The 23,018-nt window shown below is 68.0% G+C and carries 21 protein-coding genes and 1 riboswitch; of the genes, 14 read left to right on the forward strand and 7 right to left on the reverse strand.

Translation table 11 applies throughout. The features are described from left to right. Positions 1-16 precede the first annotated feature (16 nt). Both ABIA38_RS01265 and pspAA read left to right on the forward strand, forming a co-directional pair. Positions 17-790: a PspA/IM30 family protein gene (locus ABIA38_RS01265; RefSeq protein WP_424636453.1), complete on the forward strand. Its 774-nt coding sequence runs from the start codon at positions 17-19 to the stop codon at positions 788-790. Further along, a complete protein-coding gene (gene pspAA / locus ABIA38_RS01270) occupies positions 787-1,080 on the forward strand; it encodes a PspA-associated protein PspAA (RefSeq protein WP_424636454.1) in 294 nt (97 codons plus the stop codon). The genes ABIA38_RS01265 and pspAA overlap by 4 nt, the downstream gene beginning before the upstream one ends. Before the next feature lie 76 nt (positions 1,081-1,156). Here the strand turns inward: pspAA and nadA are convergent, their stop codons facing one another. After that, the gene (gene nadA, locus ABIA38_RS01275; protein WP_424636455.1) at positions 1,157-2,341 is read right to left on the reverse strand and encodes a quinolinate synthase NadA; all 1,185 of its coding nucleotides are present in this window, start codon (positions 2,339-2,341) and stop codon (positions 1,157-1,159) included. Positions 2,342-2,535: 194 nt separating this feature from the next. On the opposite strand from nadA, the gene ABIA38_RS01280 reads away from it, so the two are divergent. Next, positions 2,536-2,889, forward strand: a complete 354-nt coding sequence (locus tag ABIA38_RS01280) for a HesB/IscA family protein (RefSeq protein ID WP_395862290.1) — start codon at positions 2,536-2,538, stop codon at positions 2,887-2,889. Positions 2,890-2,997: 108 nt separating this feature from the next. Here ABIA38_RS01280 and ABIA38_RS01285 read toward each other — a convergent pair whose 3' ends face one another. Next, positions 2,998-3,210 (reverse strand): hypothetical protein, encoded by a 213-nt coding sequence (locus ABIA38_RS01285; protein WP_424636456.1) that lies wholly within the window; start codon positions 3,208-3,210, stop codon positions 2,998-3,000. A 184-nt stretch (positions 3,211-3,394) separates the two neighbouring features. Here ABIA38_RS01285 and ABIA38_RS01290 point away from each other — a divergent pair, with 184 nt between their 5' ends. Beyond that, complete coding sequence (locus ABIA38_RS01290) at positions 3,395-4,372, forward strand: carbohydrate kinase family protein (RefSeq protein ID WP_424636457.1); 978 nt, start codon at positions 3,395-3,397, stop codon at positions 4,370-4,372. A gap of 405 nt (positions 4,373-4,777) precedes the next feature. On the opposite strand, the gene ABIA38_RS01295 is transcribed toward ABIA38_RS01290, so the two are convergent. Then, a complete protein-coding gene (locus tag ABIA38_RS01295; RefSeq protein WP_424636458.1) occupies positions 4,778-6,169 on the reverse strand; it encodes a cysteine desulfurase/sulfurtransferase TusA family protein in 1,392 nt (463 codons plus the stop codon). A gap of 237 nt (positions 6,170-6,406) precedes the next feature. Here ABIA38_RS01295 and coxB point away from each other — a divergent pair, with 237 nt between their 5' ends. The 5 genes from coxB to ABIA38_RS01320 all read left to right on the forward strand — a co-directional run bounded on the left by coxB (position 6,407) and on the right by ABIA38_RS01320 (position 12,304). Beyond that, positions 6,407-7,270, forward strand: a complete 864-nt coding sequence (gene coxB / locus ABIA38_RS01300) for a cytochrome c oxidase subunit II (RefSeq protein ID WP_424636459.1) — start codon at positions 6,407-6,409, stop codon at positions 7,268-7,270. A 3-nt stretch (positions 7,271-7,273) separates the two neighbouring features. Further along, positions 7,274-8,995 (forward strand): cytochrome c oxidase subunit I, encoded by a 1,722-nt coding sequence (gene ctaD, locus ABIA38_RS01305; RefSeq protein ID WP_424636460.1) that lies wholly within the window; start codon positions 7,274-7,276, stop codon positions 8,993-8,995. Continuing rightward, complete coding sequence (locus ABIA38_RS01310; RefSeq protein WP_424636461.1) at positions 8,992-9,390, forward strand: cytochrome c oxidase subunit 4; 399 nt, start codon at positions 8,992-8,994, stop codon at positions 9,388-9,390. The genes ctaD and ABIA38_RS01310 overlap by 4 nt, the downstream gene beginning before the upstream one ends. A gap of 280 nt (positions 9,391-9,670) precedes the next feature. Then, positions 9,671-10,882: an Ig-like domain-containing protein gene (locus tag ABIA38_RS01315; protein WP_424636462.1), complete on the forward strand. Its 1,212-nt coding sequence runs from the start codon at positions 9,671-9,673 to the stop codon at positions 10,880-10,882. 261 nt (positions 10,883-11,143) lie between these two features. Next, a complete protein-coding gene (locus ABIA38_RS01320; RefSeq protein ID WP_424636463.1) occupies positions 11,144-12,304 on the forward strand; it encodes an Ig-like domain-containing protein in 1,161 nt (386 codons plus the stop codon). Positions 12,305-12,426: 122 nt separating this feature from the next. Here ABIA38_RS01320 and ABIA38_RS01325 read toward each other — a convergent pair whose 3' ends face one another. The 4 genes from ABIA38_RS01325 to ABIA38_RS01340 are packed head-to-tail and all read right to left on the reverse strand — an operon-like array spanning position 12,427 to position 16,628. Further along, positions 12,427-14,070, reverse strand: coding sequence for a cytochrome b (locus ABIA38_RS01325; protein WP_424636464.1), 1,644 nt, complete (start codon positions 14,068-14,070; stop codon positions 12,427-12,429). Continuing rightward, entirely contained in the window at positions 14,070-15,155 is a 1,086-nt protein-coding gene (locus ABIA38_RS01330; RefSeq protein WP_424636465.1) for a Rieske 2Fe-2S domain-containing protein, read from the reverse strand. Before ABIA38_RS01330 ends, ABIA38_RS01325 begins: the two co-directional genes overlap by 1 nt. Then, on the reverse strand, positions 15,152-15,952 hold the full coding sequence (locus tag ABIA38_RS01335; protein WP_424636466.1) for a c-type cytochrome: 801 nt from the start codon (positions 15,950-15,952) through the stop codon (positions 15,152-15,154). The genes ABIA38_RS01330 and ABIA38_RS01335 overlap by 4 nt, the downstream gene beginning before the upstream one ends. A gap of 46 nt (positions 15,953-15,998) precedes the next feature. After that, a complete protein-coding gene (locus ABIA38_RS01340; protein ID WP_424636752.1) occupies positions 15,999-16,628 on the reverse strand; it encodes a cytochrome c oxidase subunit 3 in 630 nt (209 codons plus the stop codon). Positions 16,629-16,703: 75 nt separating this feature from the next. Here ABIA38_RS01340 and ABIA38_RS01345 point away from each other — a divergent pair, with 75 nt between their 5' ends. The 5 genes from ABIA38_RS01345 to ABIA38_RS01365 all read left to right on the forward strand — a co-directional run bounded on the left by ABIA38_RS01345 (position 16,704) and on the right by ABIA38_RS01365 (position 22,220). Beyond that, a complete protein-coding gene (locus tag ABIA38_RS01345; protein ID WP_424636467.1) occupies positions 16,704-17,828 on the forward strand; it encodes a cytochrome c oxidase assembly protein in 1,125 nt (374 codons plus the stop codon). A 9-nt stretch (positions 17,829-17,837) separates the two neighbouring features. Next, the gene (locus ABIA38_RS01350) at positions 17,838-18,248 is read left to right on the forward strand and encodes a hypothetical protein (protein WP_424636468.1); all 411 of its coding nucleotides are present in this window, start codon (positions 17,838-17,840) and stop codon (positions 18,246-18,248) included. Between the two features lie 220 nt (positions 18,249-18,468). Beyond that, on the forward strand, positions 18,469-18,882 hold the full coding sequence (locus ABIA38_RS01355; protein WP_424636469.1) for a hypothetical protein: 414 nt from the start codon (positions 18,469-18,471) through the stop codon (positions 18,880-18,882). 196 nt (positions 18,883-19,078) lie between these two features. Beyond that, a complete protein-coding gene (gene trpD, locus ABIA38_RS01360; protein WP_424636753.1) occupies positions 19,079-20,161 on the forward strand; it encodes an anthranilate phosphoribosyltransferase in 1,083 nt (360 codons plus the stop codon). 253 nt (positions 20,162-20,414) lie between these two features. After that, positions 20,415-20,531, forward strand: a riboswitch (SAM riboswitch). 255 nt (positions 20,532-20,786) lie between these two features. Continuing rightward, entirely contained in the window at positions 20,787-22,220 is a 1,434-nt protein-coding gene (locus ABIA38_RS01365) for an aminotransferase class V-fold PLP-dependent enzyme (RefSeq protein ID WP_424636470.1), read from the forward strand. Positions 22,221-23,018: the final 798 nt, after the last annotated feature.

Below are 23,018 nucleotides of genomic sequence, written 5' to 3' on the forward strand. Positions count from 1 at the left end.
GGGGCACGCGAGGCCCATGAGCGGTGTAATGAAGCGAATGGCGATGATCTTCCGCGCGAAGGCCAACAAGGCCCTCGACAAGGCCGAGGATCCGCGCGAGATGCTCGACTACTCGTACCAGAAACAACTGGAGCTGTTGCAGAAGGTCCGCAGGGGTGTGGCCGATGTGGCGACGTCCCGCAAGCGGCTCGAATTGCAGATGACCGGCCTACAGCAACAGTCGGGCAAGCTCGAGGACCAGGGCCGTAAGGCACTGGCCCTCGGTCGCGAGGATCTGGCCCGCGAGGCGCTGATGCGCCGCTCGGGTGTGCAGCAGCAGATCTCGGACCTCGGTACCCAACACCAGAACCTCCAGGCGGAGGAGGAGAAGCTGGTCCTGGCCTCGCAGCGGTTGCAGGCCAAGGTCGACGCGTTCCGCACCCGCAAGGAGACGATCAAGGCGACCTACACGGCCGCCGAGGCCCAGGCGCGGATCGGCGGCGCGGTCGCCGGCATCTCGGAGGAGATGGGCGACGTCGGGCTCGCGATCCAGCGGGCCGAGGACAAGACCGCGCAGATGCAGGCCCGGGCGGGCGCGATCGACGAGCTGCTCGCCTCGGGCGCGCTCGACGACCCGACCGGGATGGCGAAGGACGACATCACCGCCGAGCTGGAGCGTTTGTCCAGCACGTCGGATGTGGAACTGGAGCTGGAGCGGATGAAGGCCGAGCTCTCCGGGCCCACCCCGCCGCCGGCGATTGGTCCCGGTCAGCCCCGGCCGCGTTTCGACAAGCAGGGAGACGGCACATGATCGTGCGGATCGTGGGTGAGGGCCAGCTCGACGTCGCGGCGGAGCACCTCGAGGTGCTCAACCGGTTGGACGACGAGCTTCAGGTCGCGATCGAGGGCGGCGACGATGCCGGCTTCCGCGCGGGGCTGACAGCGCTCCTGTCCAAGGTCCGCGAGGTCGGCACACCGGTGCCGGATGAGGAGATCGTGCCCTCGGACCTGTTGTTGCCGGCCGAGGACGCGCATGTGGACGAGGTCAGGGAGATGCTCGGCGCGGACGGGCTGGTGCCGGGGCGTCCCGGCACCGGCTGATCCGCATCCGCTCTTCCGTGCTGCGTGTGGGCGGTGTGTCCCGGGGCTTCCCCGGGGCACACCGCCCACTCACGCGTTACGGCAGGGCCAGCATGCGGTCGAGCGCGACCTTGGCGAACTTCTCGGTCTCCGCGTCCACCCGGATCCGGTTGACCACGTTGCCCTCGACCAGCGACTCCAGCGTCCACACCAGGTGCGGCAGGTCGATCCGATTCATCGTCGAGCAGAAGCACACCGTCTTGTCCAGGAAGACGATCTGCTTGTCCGGATGCGCCGCGGCCACCCGGCGGACCAGATTCAGCTCGGTGCCGATCGCCCACGCCGAACCCGGCTCGGCCGCGTCCAGCGTGTTGATGATGTATTCGGTCGAGCCGACGTAGTCCGCCGCGTTGACCACCTCGTGCCGGCACTCCGGGTGGACGAGCACGTTGACCCCGGGGATGCGCTCGCGCACCTCCTCGACGGAGCTCACGTCGAACCGCCCGTGCACCGAGCAGTGGCCGCGCCACAGGATCATCCTGGCGTCGCGCAGCTGTTCGCGGGTCAGGCCGCCGTTCGGCTTGTGCGGGTTGTAGAGCACGCAGTCGTCGAGGGTCAGGCCCAGCTCGAGCACCGCGGTGTTGCGGCCCAGGTGCTGATCGGGCAGGAACAGCACCTTCTCGCCCTGCTCGAAGGCCCAGTCCAGGGCCCGCCTGGCGTTGGAGGACGTGCATATCGTGCCGCCGTTGCGGCCGGTGAACGCCTTGATGTCGGCCGAGGAGTTCATGTACGAGACCGGCACGGTCACGTCCGCGATGCCCGCGTCGGCGAGCACGTCCCAGCACTCCTCGACCTGCTCCGAGGTGGCCATGTCGGCCATCGAGCAGCCCGCGGCCAGGTCGGGCAGGATCACCTGCTGCTCGTCGGAGGTCAGGATGTCCGCGCTCTCGGCCATGAAGTGCACACCGCAGAAGACGATGTACGGCGCGTCCGGCCGGGCCGCCGCCTCGCGCGCGAGCTTGAACGAGTCGCCGGTCACGTCGGCGAACTCGATCACCTCGTCGCGCTGGTAGTGGTGGCCCAGGATGAACACCCGGTCGCCGAGCCGTTCCTTCGCCGCGCGGGCCCGGGCCACCAGGTCCGGGTCGGAGGGGGAGGGCAGGTCGCCCGGACACTCGACGCCCCGTTCGCTGCGCGGGTCGGCGGCACGCCCGAGCATGAGCAGGGCGAGCGGCGTCGGCTGCACCCCCGGTGGCAGGTCCAGATCGTGTGTCGCGGTCACGCGCGCACCTCTTTTCGTCTACTTGACATTAATCATCCTATCCTGTTCGTGTCAGGTTGACGAGAGTGGGGGTGTGCGACCATGAGTAAAACGCGAGGGCCCGAAGCAGGATGTGGGAATAGGGCCGAGCCACCATCGGTTGCCGACGGTGGAAGTGGCGTACGAATCACGAACCACCACGTGGGAGCTTGCAGATGACTGTCCAGGACGAGACCACCAAGACCGGTGGCATCCTCCTCAGCGATGAGGCGGCGGCCAAGGTCAAGACTCTGCTGGAGCAAGAGGGTCGCGACGATCTCGCGCTGCGCGTGGCCGTCCAGCCCGGCGGTTGTTCCGGCATGCGTTACCAGCTGTTTTTCGACGAGCGTTCGCTCGACGGTGACGTCGTCGCCGACTTCGGCGGCGTCTCGGTCGTCACGGACCGGATGAGCTCGCCTTACCTGAGCGGCGCCACGATCGACTTCGTGGACACGATCGAGAAGCAGGGCTTCACGATCGACAACCCGAACGCGGCCGGCTCCTGCGCGTGCGGCGACTCGTTCCACTGATTCGTCGCGACACACCTCGACGCCGCGTCGACCCGGAAGGGTCGGCGCGGCGTCGTCGTTTTCGCCCGGTTCGTGGTGTGGGAAGGGTCACGTTCGGGTGACCCGGGATCAGTCGCCGTATTCGGACATGCCGGCCACGAGGGTCGCGCCGCGAGCCGGGATCTCGGTGGCGGGGGCGTGCGATCCGGCGGGGGTGGCCTTGGTCGGCGTGCGCTCCGGGCCCGGCTTGGTCCACGATGCGTCGATGTGCCGGCAGTCACCACGCAGCTCGTCGAGCGTCTCGGGTTCGGCCCGGGACGGCATCACGGTCATCGGGGACATTTCACGACTCCTCGCGCTGGGGATCCCAGGGTAGATCGCGGGGAACCCGGCGGAACGTTCTACCGATCGGTAGTTTCTCGGCCGTCGTTCGAGCAGGCTGGGTTAACGTGTGCGGGTTTCGCCTTTCGTGCACAGTTCTCTCGTACCGCCCCTACTCCCCGTACTCCACAGGAGACACGCTGCCATGCGTATTGCCGTGACCGGGTCGATCGCCACCGACCATCTGATGACGTTTCCGGGTCGCTTTGCCGACCAGCTCGTCTCGGACAAGCTGCACGTGGTCTCGCTGTCCTTCCTCGTCGACAAACTGGACATCCGGCGTGGCGGGGTGGCACCGAACATCTGCTTCGGCATGGGGTGCCTCGGGCTGTCGCCGATCCTGGTGGGCGCCGCCGGGGCGGACTTCGTCGACTATCGCTCGTGGCTGGACCGGCATCGGGTGGACACCGAGTCGGTGCACATCTCGCCGACGCACCACACCGCGCGGTTCGTGTGCACCACCGATGAGGAGCACAACCAGATCGCGTCCTTCTATACGGGTGCGATGAGCGAGGCCCGGGAGATCGAACTGCGGCCGGTGGCCGACCGGGTCGGCGGGCTCGACCTGGTGGTGATCGGGGCGAACGACCCCGAGGCGATGTTGCGGCACAGCGACGAGTGCCGCGATCGGGGATATGCGTTCGCGGCCGATCCGTCGCAGCAGCTGGCTCGGATGGACGGGGAGGACATCCGTCGGCTGATCGACGGCGCGGCCTATCTGCTCACGAACGAGTACGAGAGCGGGCTGATCGTGCAGAAGACCGGGTGGTCCGAGGCCGACATCCTGAAGAAGGTCGGCGTCCGGGTGATCACCCTCGGGCCGGCCGGGGTTCGGGTGGAGCGGGAGGGCCGGGAGACCATCCTGGTGCCCTGTCCGGCGGAGGACGCGAAGGTGGATCCGACCGGGGTGGGGGACGCGTTCCGGGCCGGGTTCCTGTCCGGGATCTCGTGGGGGCTCTCGTTGGAGCGGTCGGCGCAGGTGGGGAACATGCTGGCGACTCTGGTCATCGAGACGGTCGGTACGCAGGAGTATTCGTTGCGGCGGACGTCGTTCCTGGCGCGGTTCGGTGCGGCGTATGGCGATGTCGCGGCGCTGGAGGTCTCGGCGCACCTTCCGGTGTGACGCTTTTGGCCTCACGCGCCGGCCGGGCTACTTGGCCTCAGGCGCCGGCGGGGCTGGGTGGCCTCAAACGCCGGCCGGGCTGGTTGAGTTCGGCCGGCGTTCGGCGTTGGGCGGGTTGGATTGGCCTCCAGCGCCGATCGGGCTGGATGTGTGAGGTCGGTGTTTGGTGTTGGTTGGGCCGGGTTGGACTCAAGCGCCGGCCGGGCTGGATGTGTGAGGTCGACTTTGGGCGTTGGTTGCGCTCGGTTGGCCTCGCGCGCCGGTCGGGTCGAGTGGGGTCGGTTGGGATGAATAGCCCGGCCGGCGTTTGAGGCCACTCAGCCCCGCCGGCGGTTGAGGCGACCAGCCCGGCCGGCGTTTGAGGCCGAGTAGCCCCGCCGGCGCGTGAGGCCGGTTCGGGGTGGGTCAAGTGCGGCGGCGGACCGTGTAGGCGGTGCCTTGGGCGCGGGGTTTTGTGCTTACGAACTCGTTGCCGGTCATTTCGCACCAGGCCGGGATGTCCAGCGCGGATGCCTCGTCGTCGGACAGGACGGTGACCAGCGTTCCGGGTTCGACGTCGAGGATTCGTTTGGCGAGTTCGATCACCGGGATCGGGCAGCGGCGGCCGAGGGCGTCGACCACGATGCCGGGTTCGGCCGCGACCGGTGCCGGGGTGTGTGCGACCACCGCTCGGAGCTTGGCCACCAACCCGGGGAGTAGGGCCAGGAAGCGCTCGACTTCGGCTGCCGGCACGCCGCGCGGGAGGGATACGCGGATGTTGCCCTGGGACAACACGCCCATGGCTTCCAGGACGTGGCTGGGGGTCAGGGTCGACGAGGTGCAGGAGGAGCCGGAGGAGACGGCGAAGCCGGCTTTGTCGAGTTCGGTGAGGAGCGCTTCGCCGTCGACGTAGAGGCAGGAGAAGGTGACGATGTGGGGGAGGCGGTTGGCTGGGTCGCCGACCACCTCCACATCGGGGACCGTTGCCCGGACTTGCCGGCGGATGCGGTCCACGAGGGCGGACAGGCGGTGGTCTTCGTCGGCGGACTCGGTGCTCGCCGCGCCCAGGGCCACCGCCGCGGCGACGATGGCCGGGACGTTCTCGAAGCCGGGGACCCGACGTGTCTCGCGTTCGTCGTAGGGGAGCGGTGATACATAGCGGGTGCCCTTGCGGACCACCAGGAGTCCGACGCCCGCCGGGCCGCCCCACTTGTGTGCGCTCGCGGTCAGCACCGACCAGCCGTCGGGGACGGACTGCCGGCCGACCGACTGGGCGGCGTCCACGAGCAGTGGTACGCCCGCCGCCTGACACGCCGTCACCACCTCGGCGATCGGCTGCACCGTGCCCACCTCGTGGTTGGCGCTCTGTACGCACGCGAGCGCGGTGTCCGAACGAAGCGCCGAGGCGAACGCCGACACGTCGAGCCGGCCCGTACGGTCCACCCCCGTCCGAGTGATTTCCGCGACCGTTCCGTGCTGCTCCGATCGGGCCGCGTGGGTGTCCGCGGTGTGCAGTACGGAGGAGTGTTCGGCCGCGGACAGGACCAGATGCGAGCCCACTCGACGGCGGCCGGCGAGTACGCCGAGCATGCCCAACTGGACCGCCTGTGTCCCGGATGTGGTGAATGACACTTCATCAGATCGGGTCCCCAGTACGGACGCCACCGTCTCCCGCGCGGCGTCGAGCAGCATGCGGGCCCGCCGACCGTCGTGATAGCCGCGGGCCGGATCGGCCCAGCCCTCGTCGAGGGTGCTCAGGAAGGCCGCTTTCGCGGCCGGGTGCAGTGGTTCGGTGGAGGCCGCGTCGAAATACGCCATGGGTCGGACGGTAGCCAATACCGGAATCGCGGACACGTTCGGGCCGTTCGCCCGAACGGACGCACCGTCACATCTGCCCGTCCCGCGACACCAGACCTCCGCGCGCGACCCGAATAGGGCTGGAGTAGGGTTTGGCCCGCAGAAACATCCATACCTGTCCGCGCAACGGGTCGTCAGGGAAGAAAAGTTCCCCTCCCCGACTCTCTCGCGCGGGCGAGACATTCGGGAAGGCGCTACGTGAGTCCCTACGGCTCCGACCGCTCGCCGCGGCGCTGGATGCGGCGCAGGGTGCCGCAGCTGCTGGCTCTGGGCCTCGTCATTGCGACCGCCACCGGCTGCTCCGTCGATTCCAAGGACCTGCCGAGACTCGGCCTGCCCAACCCTGTCACCGAGCAGGGTCCGCGAGTCCTGTCGCTCTGGCAGGGCGCCTGGATTGCAGCGCTGATCGTCGGGGCCGTGGTGTGGGGGCTCATCCTGTGGAGCGTCGCGTTCCACCGCCGGTCGCGCACCAAGATCGAGATCCCGCCGCAGACGCGGTACAACCTCCCCATCGAGGTTTTGTACACGGTCATCCCCGGCATCATGATCGCGGTCTTCTTCTACTTCACCGCACGTGACGAGACCAAGCTCGAGGAGCTCTCCAAGAACCCCGACAACGTGATCAACGTGGTCGGCGTGCAGTGGAGCTGGTCCTTCAACTACAAGGGCAACCCGGCCGACGGCACGGTCAACGTCTACGAGCAGGGCACGCCCGGCAAGCCGCCGACGTTGTACCTGCCCATTCGCGAGTCGGTCCGGTTCGACCTCACCTCGCCGGACGTCATCCACTCGTTCTGGGTCCCGAACTTCCTGTACAAGAAGGACATCGTCCCGGGTCGGACGAACAAGTTCGAGGTCACCCCGACGAAGAAGGGCACGTACGGCGGCAAGTGCGCCGAGCTGTGCGGCGTGGACCACTCGCGCATGCTCTTCAACGTGAAGATCGTGGACAAGGCCGACTACGTCCAGCACCTGAAGGAGCTGGCCGCGAAGGGCCAGACCGGCGAGCTGCGCAGCAAGATCAACGAGCCTGCCCCCGTTGACGCGCACGGGAAGAAGTGACGAGTGACAATCCTCAGTGAGCCACAGACCGTGGCCCCGGACGGTCCGCCCCCGGTCCGCCGCAAGGAGCCCGGGAACATCGTCATCAAGTGGATGACGACCACGGACCACAAGACGATCGGGTCGATGTACCTGATCACCTCCTTCGTCTTCTTCTGCATCGGTGGTGTGCTCGCGCTGCTCATGCGCGCGGAGCTGGCCCGCCCCGGTACGCAGTTCATGTCGAACGAGCAGTTCAACCAGTCGTTCACGATGCACGGCACGATCATGCTGCTGATGTTCGCGACGCCGCTGTTCGCCGGCTTCACGAACTGGATCATGCCGCTCCAGATCGGCGCGCCCGACGTCGCGTTCCCGCGACTGAACATGTTCGCCTACTGGCTCTACCTGTTCGGCTCGATCATCGCGGTGGCCGGCTTCATCACCCCGCAGGGCGCGGCCGACTTCGGCTGGTTCGCCTACGCCCCGCTGTCCGACGCGGTGCGCTCGCCGGGCATCGGCGGTGACATGTGGATCATGGGTCTGGCGATGTCGGGCTTCGGCACCATCCTCGGTGCCGTCAACTTCATCACCACGATCATCTGCATGCGCGCGCCGGGTCTGACCATGTTCCGCATGTCGATCTTCTGCTGGAACGTCCTGCTGACCTCGGTGCTGGTCCTGATGGCGTTCCCGGTCCTGGCGGCGGCGCTGTTCGCCCTGGAGGCCGACCGCAAGTTCGGTACACACGTCTTCGATCCGGCCAACGGCGGGCCGATCCTGTGGCAGCACCTCTTCTGGTTCTTCGGCCATCCAGAGGTGTACATCATCGCGTTGCCGTTCTTCGGCATCGTCTCGGAGATCATCCCGGTCTTCGCGCGCAAGCCGATGTTCGGTTACAAGAGCCTGATCGCCGCGACGATCTCGATCGCGGGTCTGTCGGTCACCGTGTGGGCGCACCACATGTTCCCGACCGGCGCGGTCATGCTGCCGTTCTTCTCCTTCATGACGTTCCTGATCGCCGTACCGACCGGCGTCAAGTTCTTCAACTGGATCGGCACCATGTGGCGCGGCTCGTTGTCCTTCGAGACACCGATGTTGTGGACCGTCGGCTTCCTGGTGACCTTCGCGTTCGGTGGTCTCACCGGCGTCATCCTGGCCTCGCCGCCGCTGGACTTCCACGTCTCGGACAGCTACTTCGTGGTGGCGCACTTCCACTACGTGGTGTTCGGCACCGTGGTGTTCGCGATGTTCGCGGGCTTCCACTTCTGGTGGCCCAAGTTCACCGGCAAGATGCTCGACGAGCGACTGGGCAAGATCACCTTCTGGACGCTGTTCATCGGCTTCCACACCACGTTCCTGGTGCAGCACTGGCTCGGCGCGGAGGGCATGGCCCGTCGCTACGCGGACTACCTGGACTCGGACGGCTTCACCACGCTGAACACGATCTCGACGCTGGGCTCGTTCCTGCTGGGTCTGTCGATACTGCCGTTCTTCTACAACGTCTGGAAGACGCACAAGTACGGCAAGAAGATCACCGTGGACGACCCGTGGGGCTACGGTCGTTCGCTGGAGTGGGCGACCTCGTGCCCGCCGCCCCGGCACAACTTCGTCAGCATCCCGCGGATCCGGTCCGAGGCCCCCGCGTTCGACCTCCACCACCCGGAGATCGCCGCGCTGGAGTACCTCACCGACGAGCGGGCCGAGTTGTCCACCGCCGCGGAGAAGAAGGAGGCCGGGAAGTGAAGTTCAACGGTGTCCTGTTCGCCGTCCTGGCCGTGTTCCTGCTGCCGGTGACGATCATCTACTGGGTGCTCTCCGAGGACCCGACCGGCACCACCGCGCTGTCGTTGACCTTCGGTCTGGCGCTGATGATCGGGTTCTACCTGATCTTCACCGCACGTCGGATGGACCTGCTCGCGCAGGACAACGAAGAGGGCGAGATCGCCGACGACGCCGGTGAGTTGGGCTTCTTCGCCCCGCACAGCTGGCAGCCGCTGATGCTGGCGACCGGTTCGGCGCTGCTGTTCCTGGGCGTCATCTTCGGTTGGTGGCTGGCCATGTTCGCCGCGCCGATCGTCGCGATCGGCGTCTTCGGTTGGGTCTTCGAGTTCTATCGGGGTGCGGACCAGCGCTACTAGCGCGGGAGTCGATCACCGACGCAATACGGTTCAGCCACAAGGCCGATCATCCGAAAGGGTGATCGGCCTTGTGTGATATTCACAGAGGTACTCCCCGAAGCCCCCGAATGTCACCGATGTGTGACTGTTCGCCGGTTGTAGCAACCCCGACCGGGGGTCGATGCGTCAAATGGACACAAGGGAGTACCAGGAAGAGGGAGGGACACGCGTGCCCCGGATACACGGAGCATCGCGCACGGGGGCGGCAAGCGGCGGTATACGCCTCTTCGCGGGACTCATGGTGGCGCCGCTCATATTCATCGCAGGGTGTTCGTCCGACGGCGCCAAGACCAGCCCGGGGGGCTCGACCGGGGGCAACTCCGGCGGGGCGAGCGGCGGTCCGAACAAGAAGTCCGCGGCGGCGCCCGCGACGATCGCGATCACTCCCGCCGACGGCGCCAAGAGCGTCGAGACCGACGGCGTGCTCAAGGTGGACGCGACCGGCGGCAAGCTCACCTCGGTCGTGGTCACCGACGCCAAGGGCAAGACCGTCGACGGGCAGCTCAGCTCCGACGGGATCGGCTGGAAGCCCACCGTCCCGCTGGCCAACGGCGGTGCCTACACGGTGGCGGCCAAGGCGGCCAACGCGGACGGCGCCGAGGCCACCGCGCAGAGCAAGTTCAACACCAAGGCGGCCGACGACACGTTCGTGGCCGACTTCAACGTCGAGCCGGACAGCACGTGGGGCGTCGGCGCGATCATCTCGCTCAAGTTCAACGCGCCGATCAAGGACAAGGCCGCCATCGAGCGCAATCTCAAGGTGGTCTCCGAACCCGCGGTGCCGGGTGCGTGGTCCTGGCTCAAGGACCTCGACGGCAACGACCGGATCGACTACCGCCCGGAGAAGTACTGGGCCAGTGGTACGAAGGTGAACCTGAAGGCCAACCTGACCGGCGCGAAGGCGGCGCCCGGGGTCTACGGGAAGCAGACCAAGGACATCAAGTTCACCATCGGGCGCTCGCTGGTGACGACCGCCGACCTCAAGACCAAGCACATGTCGGTCAAGAAGGACGGTGCCGAGATCGAGGATCTGCCGATCTCGGCGGGCGGGCCCAGCTTCCCGACCTGGGGCGGCACGATGGTGGTGCTGGACAAGGTCGACGGCATCACGATGGACTCCGAGACGGTCGGCCTCGGCAACGCGTACAACCAGAAGAACGTGCGGCACGCGGTGCACCTGACCGCCTCGGGCACCTACGCGCACGGCGCGCCGTGGAACGACGGCAAGTTCGGCCGGCAAAACGACAGCCACGGCTGCATCGGGTTGGGCTCTTCGGACGCGAAGACCTTCTTCGACCTGGTCATCCAGGGTGACCCGGTCGAGGTGGTGAACAGCACCGACAAGATGGTCAAGCCCGGCAACGGGCTCGGTGGCTGGGGTGTGGACTGGGCGACCTGGCTCAAGGGCAGCGCGCTCGCCGGCAACGGCGGCGCGGCCACCCAGGCCGGGTAGCGGTCGCACACCGCGGTTCGCCGCAGGGTTCGACACCGTAGCGGGCACCGCCCGATCGCGCGATCCGGCCATGGGCTGGGATCACGCGATCGGGCGGTTTGTCATATTGAATGAATGAATCAGGGCTTTCCCGGCCACTCTCGATGCAACAACCGCGCGTACTCCGCGCTCGTTGAGCACGGCTGGAGGTCTTGAGTGATGCGGGACAGAACCGTTCGTCTCCGCTGCGTCGGCTGGGCCCTCGCGTCGACCCTTCCCCTCGTGTTCGCCGCCGGGTGTGGGACGTGGGACAAGCAGCGCGACGCCGAGGTCCGCCGACCCGCCCGGGGAGTCGCCAAGGTCGCGGTCGACGTCCGCCCGGATCGGCCCGCCCAACCGGACCGCCCGATCACCGTCTCGGTGCGCGACGGCCGGCTGTACGCGGTGAACCTGGTGGGCCCCGACGGCAAACCGGTGCCCGGCGGCAACGCGGCCGGCGACACGACCTGGTCCAATTCCCAACCGCTGGCCTACGCCACCACGTACACGCTGACCGCCGCCGCGGTCGACTCGTTCGGGCTGACCTCCACCCACACCGAGTCGTTCACCACCCTCGCCCAGGACGCCGAACTGCGGGTGCACGAGGTGCTTCCCGAGGCCGACTCGACGGTGGGCGTCGGGATGCCGATCAGCGTCACCCTGGAGAAGCCGGTCACCGACCCGGCCCGGCGGGCCGAGGTGGAGAAGCGGCTCGTGGTCTCCGCCTCCACCCCCGTCGAGGGCGCGTGGGGCTGGGTGGACGACACGACGGTGCGATACCGGCCTCGGGACTACTGGCCGGTCGGTACCAAGGTCTCGGTGGCCACCAGCCTGCTCGGCGTCGACTTCGGAAACGGCGTGTTCGGCGCCGGCGGCAAGCAGATCGGCTTCGGCATCGGCGACTCGGTGCTGGCGACGGTGGACTCCGCCGCGCACACGCTGACCGTCAAGCGCAACGGCACCGACGTCAAGACCGTCCCGGTGACCACCGGCAAGTCCGGCTTCACCACCCGCGCGGGTACCAAGGTGGTGCTCGGCAAGGAGCCGCACGTGCTGATGGACGGCACCACCGTGGGCATCTCCGCGAACAGCAGTGACGCCTATCGGCTGGACGTCTACTGGGCCACCCGGGTCACCTGGAGCGGCGAGTTCCTGCACGCCGCGCCGTGGTCGGTGGGCTCGCAGGGCAACGCCAACGTCAGTCACGGCTGCGTGGGGATGAGCACGGACAACGCCAAGTGGTTCTACGACCAGGTCAAGCTCGGCGACGTGGTCATGGTGGTGAACACCGGCGACCCCAAGAGCATGGAGCCGACCGGCAACGGCTACGGCGAGTGGAACCTGTCCTGGTCGGACTGGCTGGCGAAGAGTACGACCGGCGCGGGCGCCGCCCAGCGGCTCTGACGACGGCCTGCCGGGCGCATCGCGAAGGGCCCCACCGGATGGTTCCGGTGGGGCCCTTCGGATGTTCCCGCGCGTCCTACGGGTCGTGCCGATGTGGCGTCAGCAGCCCGGCCCCGGTCGCGTCAGTGGTGACCGTGTCCGCTGGTCAGCTCCTTGTACTCCTCGGCCGTCGGCTTCTCGATCGGCTCGGAGAAGTACCAGTGCGACATCTTCGACCGCAACTTCTGCCCACGCGTGACCTTGCGGGCCACGCCGTTCTCGTCCTCGGCAGGCTCCAACGCGTACGGCTTCGGCTGCTCGTGCGCGGTGAGGGTGTGCCGCATCCCGGCGTCCAGCGGCTCGTGGATCTCCACGAACTCGCCGTGCGGGAGCTTCTTGATGACGCCGGTCTCGCGACCGTGCAGCACCTTGTCCCGGTCGCGCCGTTGCAGACCCTTGCAGATCCGCACCGTGGCCATGTAGGCCAGCACCGGCGCGATGAAGAACGCGAAGCGGCCGATCCAGGTGATCGTGTTGATCGACAGATGGAAGTGGGTGGCGATGATGTCGTTGCCACCGCAGATCCACAACACGCCGTAGGCGACGATCCAGGCCACGCCCAGGCCGGTGCGCACCGGCATGTTGCGCGGCCGGTCGAGCAGGTGGTGCTCACGCTTGTCGCCGGTGATCCAGCCTTCGATCCACGGATACATCGCCATGAACGTGAACAACACGCCGGGCACGATCAGGGACGGGATCAGCACGTTGAAGCTGAGCGTATGGCCCCAGATGTTCCATTCCCAGTTCGGCATGATGCGCAGGGATCCCTCGAGGAACCCGATGTACCAGTCCGGTTGGGAACCCGCCGTGATCTGACCCGGGTTGTATGGGCCGTAGGCCCAGATCGGGTTGATCTGCACCAGGCCGCCGAGCGCGGCGGTGATGCCGAACACGATGAAGAAGAAGCCACCGGCCTTGGCCGCGTAGACCGGCAGCAGCGGCAGGCCCACGACGTTCTTCTCGGTCTTGCCCGGGCCGGGGAACTGGGTGTGCTTCTGGTAGAAGACCAGGATCAGGTGGACGGTGACGAGACCGACCATGATCGCCGGGACCAGCAGCACGTGGATGGTGAACAGGCGCGGCACGATGTCCTCGCCCGGGAACTCCCCACCGAACAGGAAGAACTGCACGTAGGTGCCGACCAGCGGGATCGCCAGGACGACGCCTTCGGCGATGCGCAGACCGGTGCCGGAGAGCAGGTCGTCCGGGAGCGAGTAGCCGGTGAAGCCGTTGACCATGGCCAGCACGAGCAGCAGGAAGCCGAACAGCCAGTTTATTTCGCGCGGCTTGCGGAACGCCCCGGTGAAGAAGATCCGGAACATGTGCACGAACAGCGACGATACGAAGATCAGCGCCGCCCAGTGGTGGATCTGACGCATCGCCAGACCACCGCGGATGTCGAAGCTGATGTCCAGCGTCGACGCGTACGCCTGGGACATGTGGATGCCCTGCAGCGGTACGTAGGAGCCGTCGTAGACGACCTCCTGCATGCTCGGCTTGAAGAACAGCGTCAGGAAGACACCGGTCAGCAGCAGGATGATGAAGCTGTACAGCGCCACTTCACCGAGCATGAAGGACCAGTGGTCCGGAAAGACCTTGCGCAGGTTCTTCTTCGCCGCGCCGTAGATGCCCAGCCGGCTGTCCAGCGCGTCGACCGCGCGAACGGTCGCGTTGTCCGGGATCGGGGCGCTCTTGTTGGCCCCGCCCTTGGGTTGTTCGCTCGACATCAGCCACGCTCCCAGAAGCTCGCGCCGACCGGTTCGGCGAAGTCCTGCGACGCGGCGAGGTTACCCGCCTCGTTCACATGGATCTTCAACTGCGGCAGCGAGCGCGCGGCCGGGCCGAACACGACCTTGCCGTCGTCCGCCAGGTCGAAGGTGGACTGGTGGCACGGGCACAGCAGGTGGTGCGTCTGCTGCTCGTACAGGCCGATCGGGCAACCCACGTGGGTGCAGATCTTCGAGTACGCCACGATGCCCTCGTGGCCCCACGCCAGTTCCTTCTTGGACTTGATGTCCTTGGGCTCGAGCCGGACCAGCAGGATCGCGGACATGCCCGCCTTCTCCAGCCAGCCGTGCGAGAGCTCCTCCTTCTGGCCGGCCGGGCCGTACTTCTCGACCAGGCCGTCGGGCAGCGCCATGGTCAGCGAGCCCTTGACGATGTCGTCCGGCTTGATCGGCAGGCCGGTCGCCTCGTTGATCAGCTCCTTGCCCGGCTTCCACTCGGTGTGCCGCAGCTTGGTGCCGGGCAGCGGACCGAGGTCGCGAAGCAGCACGACACCGGACAGCGGGACCAGCGCCATCGCGCCGATCATCGTGCGCCGGATCAGCGGCCGACGACCGATCACCGAGTCGGCGGCACCCTGGGTGAACTCGCGGATCGCGTACTCGCGGGTCTCCGGGTCCGAGGTGAACTCGTGCCGCTCCTGGACGATCTCCTCGTCCGTCATCAGCGTGCGCGCCCAGTGGATCGCGCCGGCGCCGATGCAGAACAGCGCGAGGCCGAGGAAACCGCCGAGCGCGGCGTTCTGCGCGCCGATCTTCCCGAAGAAGAAGATGTCGATGATGCGGTCTTTGTCGATACCGACGTAAGCCCAGATGAAGCCGATCGTGGACAACATCGAGATCACGAACAGGAACGCGACCTGACGCTCGGCGCGATTGGCCGCCTTCTCGTCGATGTCGGTACGGCGCGGCTCGTGGGCCGGCAGGCCGGGGTCGGCGAACGGGTCGCCTTCCGCCGGAACATGTGCCGAGGTGTGTACCTCGGGCAGGTGCTCTTCAGGCACTTCAGACTTGTCCTGGCTACTCATTTGGTCCTGGCCTTGGGGGTCCGGGCGGCAATCCAGATCGCGCATCCGATGAGCAGACCGAGCGCGATGATCCAGCCGAACAGACCTTCGGAGACCGGGCCGAGTCGGCCGAGACCCAGGCCGCCGGGGTTCGGCTCCTTCTTGGTCGTCTCGCGGACGTAGGTGACGATGTCCTTCTTCTGCTGCTCGGGCATCGTGCTGTCCGGGAACGAAGGCATGTTCTGCGGGCCGGTGAGCATGGCCTCGTAGATGTGCTTCGGGTCCACGTTCTTCAGCGGCGGCGCGAACTTGCCCTCGGTCAGGGCGCCGCCCTCACCGGAGAAGTTGTGGCACTGCGAGCAGTTCGTGCGGAACAGTTCCGCGCCGTTGCTCATGTTGCCGTCGGGGGCGTACATGTTCGCCGTCGGGATCTTGGGCCCGACGCCGAGGGAGGCCACGTACGCGGACAGCTGCTGGATCTGCGCGGCGCTGTACACCTCGGGCTTGCGCGGCGCCTGGGCGCCGGGCTGCTGGAGGGGCATCCGGCCGGTCGACACCTGGAAGTCGACGGCGGCGGCGCCCACGCCGACCAGCGAGGGACCGTCCGAGGAGCCCTGGGCGTCGAGCCCATGGCAGGTCGAACATCCGCTCAGGTAGAGCTTCTTGCCCGCCTCGACGGCGATGGAGGCAGAGTCGTCGGCCTCCGCCTTCTTGGCAGGCGCGAACGCGGCATACAGCCCCCCCGTGGCCGCGAGCGCGAAGATGAGTACGACGATCGCCGCCAAGGGGTGGCGTCGCCGCGCGGAGAGCTTTTTCACGGATAACCCCGGTCCAATGTCGTCTGCGTAGTGAGTGTCGGAACGTCTACCTGATGACGTAGATCGTGAAGAACAGACCGATCCAGACCACGTCGACGAAGTGCCAGTAGTACGAGACGACGATTGCGGCCGTGGCCTGCTCGTGAGTGAATCGCCGGGCCGCGTAGGTGCGTCCGAGGACCAACAGGAAGGCGATCAGGCCACCTGTCACGTGCATGCCGTGGAAGCCGGTGGTCAGGTAGAAGACCGAACCGTATGCCGACGACGAAAGGGTCGTCCCGTCCTTGACCAGGGCTGTGTACTCCATCACCTGACCGCCGACGAAGACGGCGCCCATGATGAAGGTGATGATGAACCACATTCGGAGCTTCTTGACGTCACCGCGTTCGGCCGCGAAGACGCCGAGCTGGCAGGTGAGCGAGGACAGCACGAGGATCGTCGTGTTGCCCGTCGAGAACGGGATGTTCAGCTCACTGGCGTGCTCACGCCATGCGGTGTCGCCGGTGACCGACCGGATCGTGAAATACATCGCGAACAGTGCCGCGAAGAACATCAGCTCGGACGCCAACCAGACGATCGTGCCGATGCTGACCAAGTTGGGACGGTTGATAGTCCCGTGTGTCCCGTGTGAGGGGGGCCCGGTTTCTAGTGAAGTTGCTGTCGCCACGGCGGCCATTATTGCGGTCGCCGGATCTGCCCACACTTCGGGGGGCAACCTTGGTACAACGTGTCCGGGTTAGGCTCTGGTTCCGTGAGTGGCTCTGTAGGCGACGCCGGGGTGTTTCTGGCACATGCGACACCCGGGAACGTACCGCCGGAACTGACCCCCATTCGGCTCCTGACCGGGTGGGTGTTCGAGCCGATCCCGATCCTGGTCGCGATGTTCTTCGGCGGCCTCTATCTGTATGGGGTGCACAAGCTCAGGGCCCGCGGCGACTCGTGGTCGCGGTGGCGGAGCTTCTCGTTCCTGGGACTCGGCCTGGGCACCTTCCTGATCGCCACGGAGTCCGCGCTGGCCGCGTACGACACCGTGTTGTTGAGCGTGCACATGGTCCAGCACATGGTGCTGGCGATGATCACGCCGATCTTCCTGGCGCTCGGCGCCCCGATCACGCTCGCGCTGCGCACGCTGCCGGCCAAGTGGCGTAACCGGCTCAACGCGCTGCTGCACAGCAGATACGCGAAGGTGGTCACCTTCCCGGCGTTCGCGGGCTTCATCTTCGTGCTGAATCCGTTCGCCCTGTACTTCACGCCCTGGTACGAGCTGACGCTGCGGAACACCTTCATGCACGACATGAATCACGTGCACTTCGTGATGATCGGCTGCATGTGGTTCTGGCCACTGCTCGGCCTCGACCCGATGCCGCGCGCGAGCCACCCGATGCGGCTGCTCGCGGTGTTCGCGACGCTGCCGTTCCATGCCTGGCTGGGCATCGCGATCATGAGTTCGTCCAATGTCCTGGCCGGTGACTGGTACGACAACCTCGGTCGGGACTGGGGTGCGAGTCCGCTCTCCGATCAGGGCACCGCGGGCGGCATCCTGTGGGGCAGCGGCGACATCATCGGACTGCTCGTCTTCCTGGTGTTGTTCGTGCAGTGGGCCAAGGCGTCGGAGCGCGAGGCGGTACGCGAGGACCGCCGGCTCGATCGACTCGAACTGATCGAGGCCGGCCGCAAGGCGCGCGAGGAGCGGTTGGCGCGCGAGGCGGCGGAGGCCGAGGCGGCGGGTGCGGACGTGTCGGCGGGTGCGGAAACGGCCGGAAATCCCGTGCCGAAGAGCACTCTTCCGGGTGACTCTGCCCGAACGGAGGAGGCCGACTCGGCCGTCCGGGTGGCCGGTGGGCCCGAACCGAGGCCGACCGGCGCGGCCGAGTAGCGTCGCCGCATGATCCTGGAACGTTTCCTGCGCCGGCGGCGCGCCGAGCCCGAGCCGGAGCTCGTCGACGACGGGACGCTCGTGCTGGTCGGTTCCTGCTTCGATCCGGCGCGGGCCGATTCGGCGGTGGTCGCGGAGCTGCGGGCGGCCGGAGTGGCGGTGGAGATCGGGCCGTTCGTGATGCGGCACGTACTGACCCTGCCGGATCGTGCGGCGGTGGACGAGGCGGCGCGGATCCTGGCGCCGGACGGCTGGGTGGTGGCGGTGGTCGCCGCCGACGAGCGGCCGTTGCGGGTGCGGATCAGCCGACAGCAGGTACTCACCGGGCTCGAGCCGGCTCGGGAGCGGACCCGGATGGCGGGGCTTGCGCAGCGGCTGGGTGGAGATGCCGAGGGGTACGAGGTGCTCGCGCGCGGCTGAGGCGGCTGAGGGCGAGCGGGCTTTCGGCCGGCTTTCGGTGTGCCTCGTGGTCGACTTCGGGGTGCCCGGCGTTCGGCTTCGGTGTGCTTCGGGGTCGGTGGGGGCAGGACGAGGGCGTGACGAGGCACACATTCCGCGCCGGAAAAGCGCTACCATCCGGGTCGGATTCGAGTGTTGTCCGATACCTGGTGACAGGCAGCCCAGACACAGGCAGGTGGACATGACGCGCGGCGAGACCATGACCGTCCTCGTGTACAGCGACGACCGCAACACCCGTCGGAAGGTCACCCTCGCGCTCGGGCGCAGGCCCGCCGTCGATGTGCCGTTCGTCGAATACCTGGAGTGCGCCACCGAACCCGCCGTGATCGAGGCGATGGACAAGGGCGGCGTCGATCTGGTGATCCTGGACGGGGAGACCGCGCCCGCCGGTGGCATGGGCGTGTGCCGTCAGCTCAAGGACGAGATCTACAACTGCCCGCCGGTACTCACCCTGGTCGGTCGGCCGCAGGACGCGTGGCTGGCCACGTGGTGTCGTGCGGACGCCGTGGTCGCGCACCCGCTGGATCCGCGCACGCTCGCGGACGCGGCGGCGGACCTGATGCGAGGACGGTTGGCGGGGCGGCAGCCGGCCTGAGCGGGCGTCGGGTCCTCGGGCCCGATTCCGGGGTGTCGGTTCGACGGGTGGTCGGCTCGGCCGGGTCGTATTGATTCGGTGGGTCGTTCGGTCGTCGGGTCGTCGGGTCGACCGCATCCCGGATAACGGCCCGGTCGGGTGCGGGGTGATCGGTACGCTGTCGCGGACTTATCCGATGACACAGCGGGAGCGGACCATGGGCGCCTCGACCTCTACGAACAAGAGCGGCGGCAACCCGGCGGCCCGTTCCTGGCGGGACATTCTCGCCGCGCTGATGCGGGGCGACGACCTGCCGGCCGACGCGACCGCGTGGGCGATGGACCACATCATGACCGGCGAGGCGACGCCGGTGCAGGTGGCCGGATTCGTGGTCGCGCTGCGGGCCAAGGGCGAGACGGTGGACGAGGTCTCGGGTCTGGTGCGGGCGATGTACGCACACGCCGCCACCATCGAGGTGCCCGGTCGTACGGTGGACATCGTCGGCACGGGCGGCGATCTGGCCCGGACCGTGAACATCTCGACGATGTCGGCGATCGTGGTCGCGGGCGCGGGCGAGACGGTGGTCAAGCACGGCAATCGGGCCGCCTCCTCGTCGAGCGGTGCCGCCGATGTGCTCGAAGCGCTCGGCGTGGTACTGGATCTGACCCCGGATCAGGTGGCCCGGACGGCCGCGGAGGCGGGCATCACGTTGTGCTTCGCGCAGCGCTTCCATCCGTCGCTGCGGCATGCCGCGCAGGCGCGGCGCGAGTTGGGTGTGCCGACCACGTTCAACTTCCTCGGCCCGTTGACCAATCCGGCCCGGGTCCGGCATCACGCGATCGGGGTCGCGGATCTGCGGATGGCGCCGATCGTGGCCGGTGTGCTGGCCGATCGGGGGGCGACCGCGCTGGTCTTCCGGGGCGACGACGGGCTCGACGAGTTGACCGTGACCACCACGTCGCAGGTGTGGATCGTGCGGGACGGCGCGGTGCGGGAGGACCGGGTGGATCCGCGTGACCTGGGCATTCCGCTGAACGGGATCGAGACGCTGCGCGGCGGCGATGCGATGTTCAACGCGGAGGTCGCCCGGAAGTTGTTCGCGGGTGAGCGGGGCGCGGTGCGCGACGCGGTGTTGTTGAACTCGGCGGCGGCGCTGGCCGCGTTGGGCGCGGGAGAGGGGTCGCTGACCCAGCAGTTGGCGGCCGGGATCGACCGGGCCGCGGCGGCGATCGACTCGGGCGCGGCGCAGGCGGCGCTCGATCGGTGGGTGGCCACGACGCGGGTGTTCGCGCGGGAGTGATCCGGGGCCTGGGCGCCGGGTGGGTCGTGGGTGACCTGCCCGGCGTCGGGTTGTTCGGCGGGCGGGCGGGTGGCTTGGTGAGCGGGCGGTCGGGCGGTGGTCGGGCGTTTTGTCGGGTGGCCTGTAGGGCGGCTCGGCGGGCGGCTTCTCGGGCGGCGTGTCGGGCGGCTTCTCGGGTGGCCTGTTGTCCAGCATGTGGAAAAGGTGGGGTCGTCGTTGCGCGAAACGATCCGTCTGGTAATAATTCTGCGCAGGTCACGAGTGACAGTGGAAAGCCCCGGCTTGCTGTCCGGCAACCCTCGCTCCGCGGTGGGGTGCCCCGGGTGATGACACGGTCGGGCGTCGTAAGGCGTCCCGGCAAGCGCGGACCCTCTTGCATGACGGCGGGCGATTGTTCCTGCTCCAGGCGACCCGGGGGTCCTGTATCCGGGGAGCATGTGATGGCGTGAAATCTCTTTTGCGAAACGGGCGAATCGCCCGGTTTGTCTGCGCGCGCTGAGTCTTCGCGCGGCGTTTTCCGATTCCGAGACCACATTTCACCGCGGGTGCAGTCCGGCTTTCGTCATGTCGATTTGACGACATTTGGCGTGGCCCGGCTTGCTCGTGCCTGCCGAGGGGATTCGTCATGACCGTCAACACCGCCGCCGTCGCTCACGAGGGTGACGTCGCGATCGCCGCTCCGCTGCCCGTGGTCGGGCGGGACGTGCTCGTACCGCTGGTCACGGGGGGCGAGGTCGAGTACGCGGCGCTGGACTACGGGGCCAGTGCGCCGTGTCTGCAGCGGGTGTGGGACGACGTGTCCGGCTATCTGCCGTACTACGGCAGCGTGCATCGTGGGGCCGGGTATCTGTCGCAGTTGTCGACGGACCTCTACGAGCAGAGTCGGGCCACGGTCGCCGAATTTCTCGGGCTGCGGGGGGACGACACGTTGTTGTTCACGCGCGGTACGACGGACTCGTTGAACCTGCTGGCGTCCGTACTGCCGCGCGGTACGCGGGTGTTCGTGTTCGAGACCGAGCACCACGCGGCGTTGTTGCCGTGGCGGCGGCGGGCCGGGGTCACCCAGTTGGCGGCGCCGTCCTCGCCGGCGCAGGCGGTCGCGGCGCTTGACGCGGCGCTCGCCGGGTCGGGGGACGGGCCGCGTCTGGTGTGCGTGACGGGTGCCTCGAACGTGACCGGCGAGCTGTTCCCGGTCGCCGAACTGGCCGAGGTGGCGCATCGATACGGGGCGCGGATCGTGCTGGACGCCGCGCAACTGGCGCCGCATCACCCGGTGTCGGTCGCGGACCTGGACGTGGACTGGATCGCACTGTCCGCGCACAAGCTGTACGCGCCGTTCGGCTCGGGGGTGTTGGCCGGGCGCGGCGACTGGTTCGACGCGGCGGAGCCGTATCTGGCGGGTGGCGGGGCGACCAAGGCGGTCTCGCGCGACCACGTGGAGTGGCACCGGGGTGCGGCGCGGCACGAGGCGGGGTCGCCGAACGTGATCGGGGCCTATGCGTTGGCTTCGGCGTGTCGGGCGATCACCGAGGCGGGGCCGGCGGCGCTGGTCGCCCGCGAGGAGGCGCTGTTGGCGCGGTTGCGGGGGCGGTTGGCGGAGATTCCCGAGGTGCGGACGCTGGAGCTGTTCGGGCCCGAGTCGGCGCGGGTGGGGGTGCTCTCGTTCGTGGTCGAGGGGTGGAACAGCTCGCGGTTCGCGGCGGTGTTGTCGGCGGAGTACGGGATCGGGGTGCGGGACGGGTTGTTCTGCGCACATCCGCTGGTGCGGCACCTGTTGGGCGGGCGGGCCGATCAGCCGACCGAGTGTGGGTCCCCGGACGCGCCGGAGGGGGAGCAGAGCCTGAACGCGATCCGGGTCAGCTTCGGGCTGGGCACGCCGGTGGAGCACCTGGACCGGTTCGCGGCGGCGGTGGGGGAGTTGGTTCGGCGGGGCGCGCGGTGGAGCTACACAGTCGACGGGGGCCGGTGCGTTCCGGACGCGGACCCGAGGGTGGCCTCCGGCGGGTTGCGGCGGGGCGCGCGGGGTGGGCGGGCTGAACTCGGCTCCGCGGGCGGGTAGTTGGCTGCGGTGTCGCGTTGGCGGCCTGGCCGGGTTGTCCTCAAGCGCCGGACGGGCTGGGATTGGGTCGCCTGGGTGCGCTTGGTTGCGGTGTCGCGTAGGCAGCCTGGTTGGGTTGTCCTCAGGCGCCGGACGGGCTGGATTTGGGTTGCCCGGGTGTGTTTGGTTGCGGTGTGTTTGGGCCGGCGGTGTCGCGCGGTGGCGTGGCCGGGTTGTCCTCAAGCGCCGGACGGGCTGGGATTGGGTCGCCTGGGTGCGCTTGGTTGGTGTCGCGTAGGCAGCCTGGTTGGGTTGTCCTCAGGCGCCGGACGGGCTGGATTTGGGTTGCCCGGGTGTGTTCGGTTGCGGTGTGTTTGGGCCGGCGGTGTCGCGCGGTGGCGTGGCCGGGTTGTCCTCAAGCGCCGGACGGGCTGGGTTTGCGTTGCCCGGGTGTGTTTGGTTGCGGTGTGTTTGGGCTGGCGGTGTCGCGTCGGTGGCGTGGCCGGGTTGTCCTCAGGCGCCGGACGGGCTGGGTTTGCGTTGCCCGGGTGTGGTTGGTCGCGGCGTGGTCGGTTGCCTGAGTGTGTTTGGGCCGGCGGTGTCGCGTCGGTGGCGTGGCCGGGTTGTTCTCAAGCGCCGGACGGGCTGGGTTTGCGTTGCCCGGGTGTGGTTGGTCGCGGCGTGGTCGGTTGCCTGAGTGCGCTTGGGTTGCGGTGTCGCGTTGGCGGCCTGGCTGGGCTGTTCTCAGGCGCCGGACGGGCTGGGTTTCGGTTGCCCGGGTGTGGTTGGTTGCGGTGTGTTTTGGGCCGGCGGTGTGTT

It is taken from the genome of Embleya sp. AB8 (genome assembly GCF_049739465.1).
In the GTDB taxonomy this organism is placed as follows: Bacteria; Actinomycetota; Actinomycetes; order Streptomycetales; family Streptomycetaceae; genus Embleya.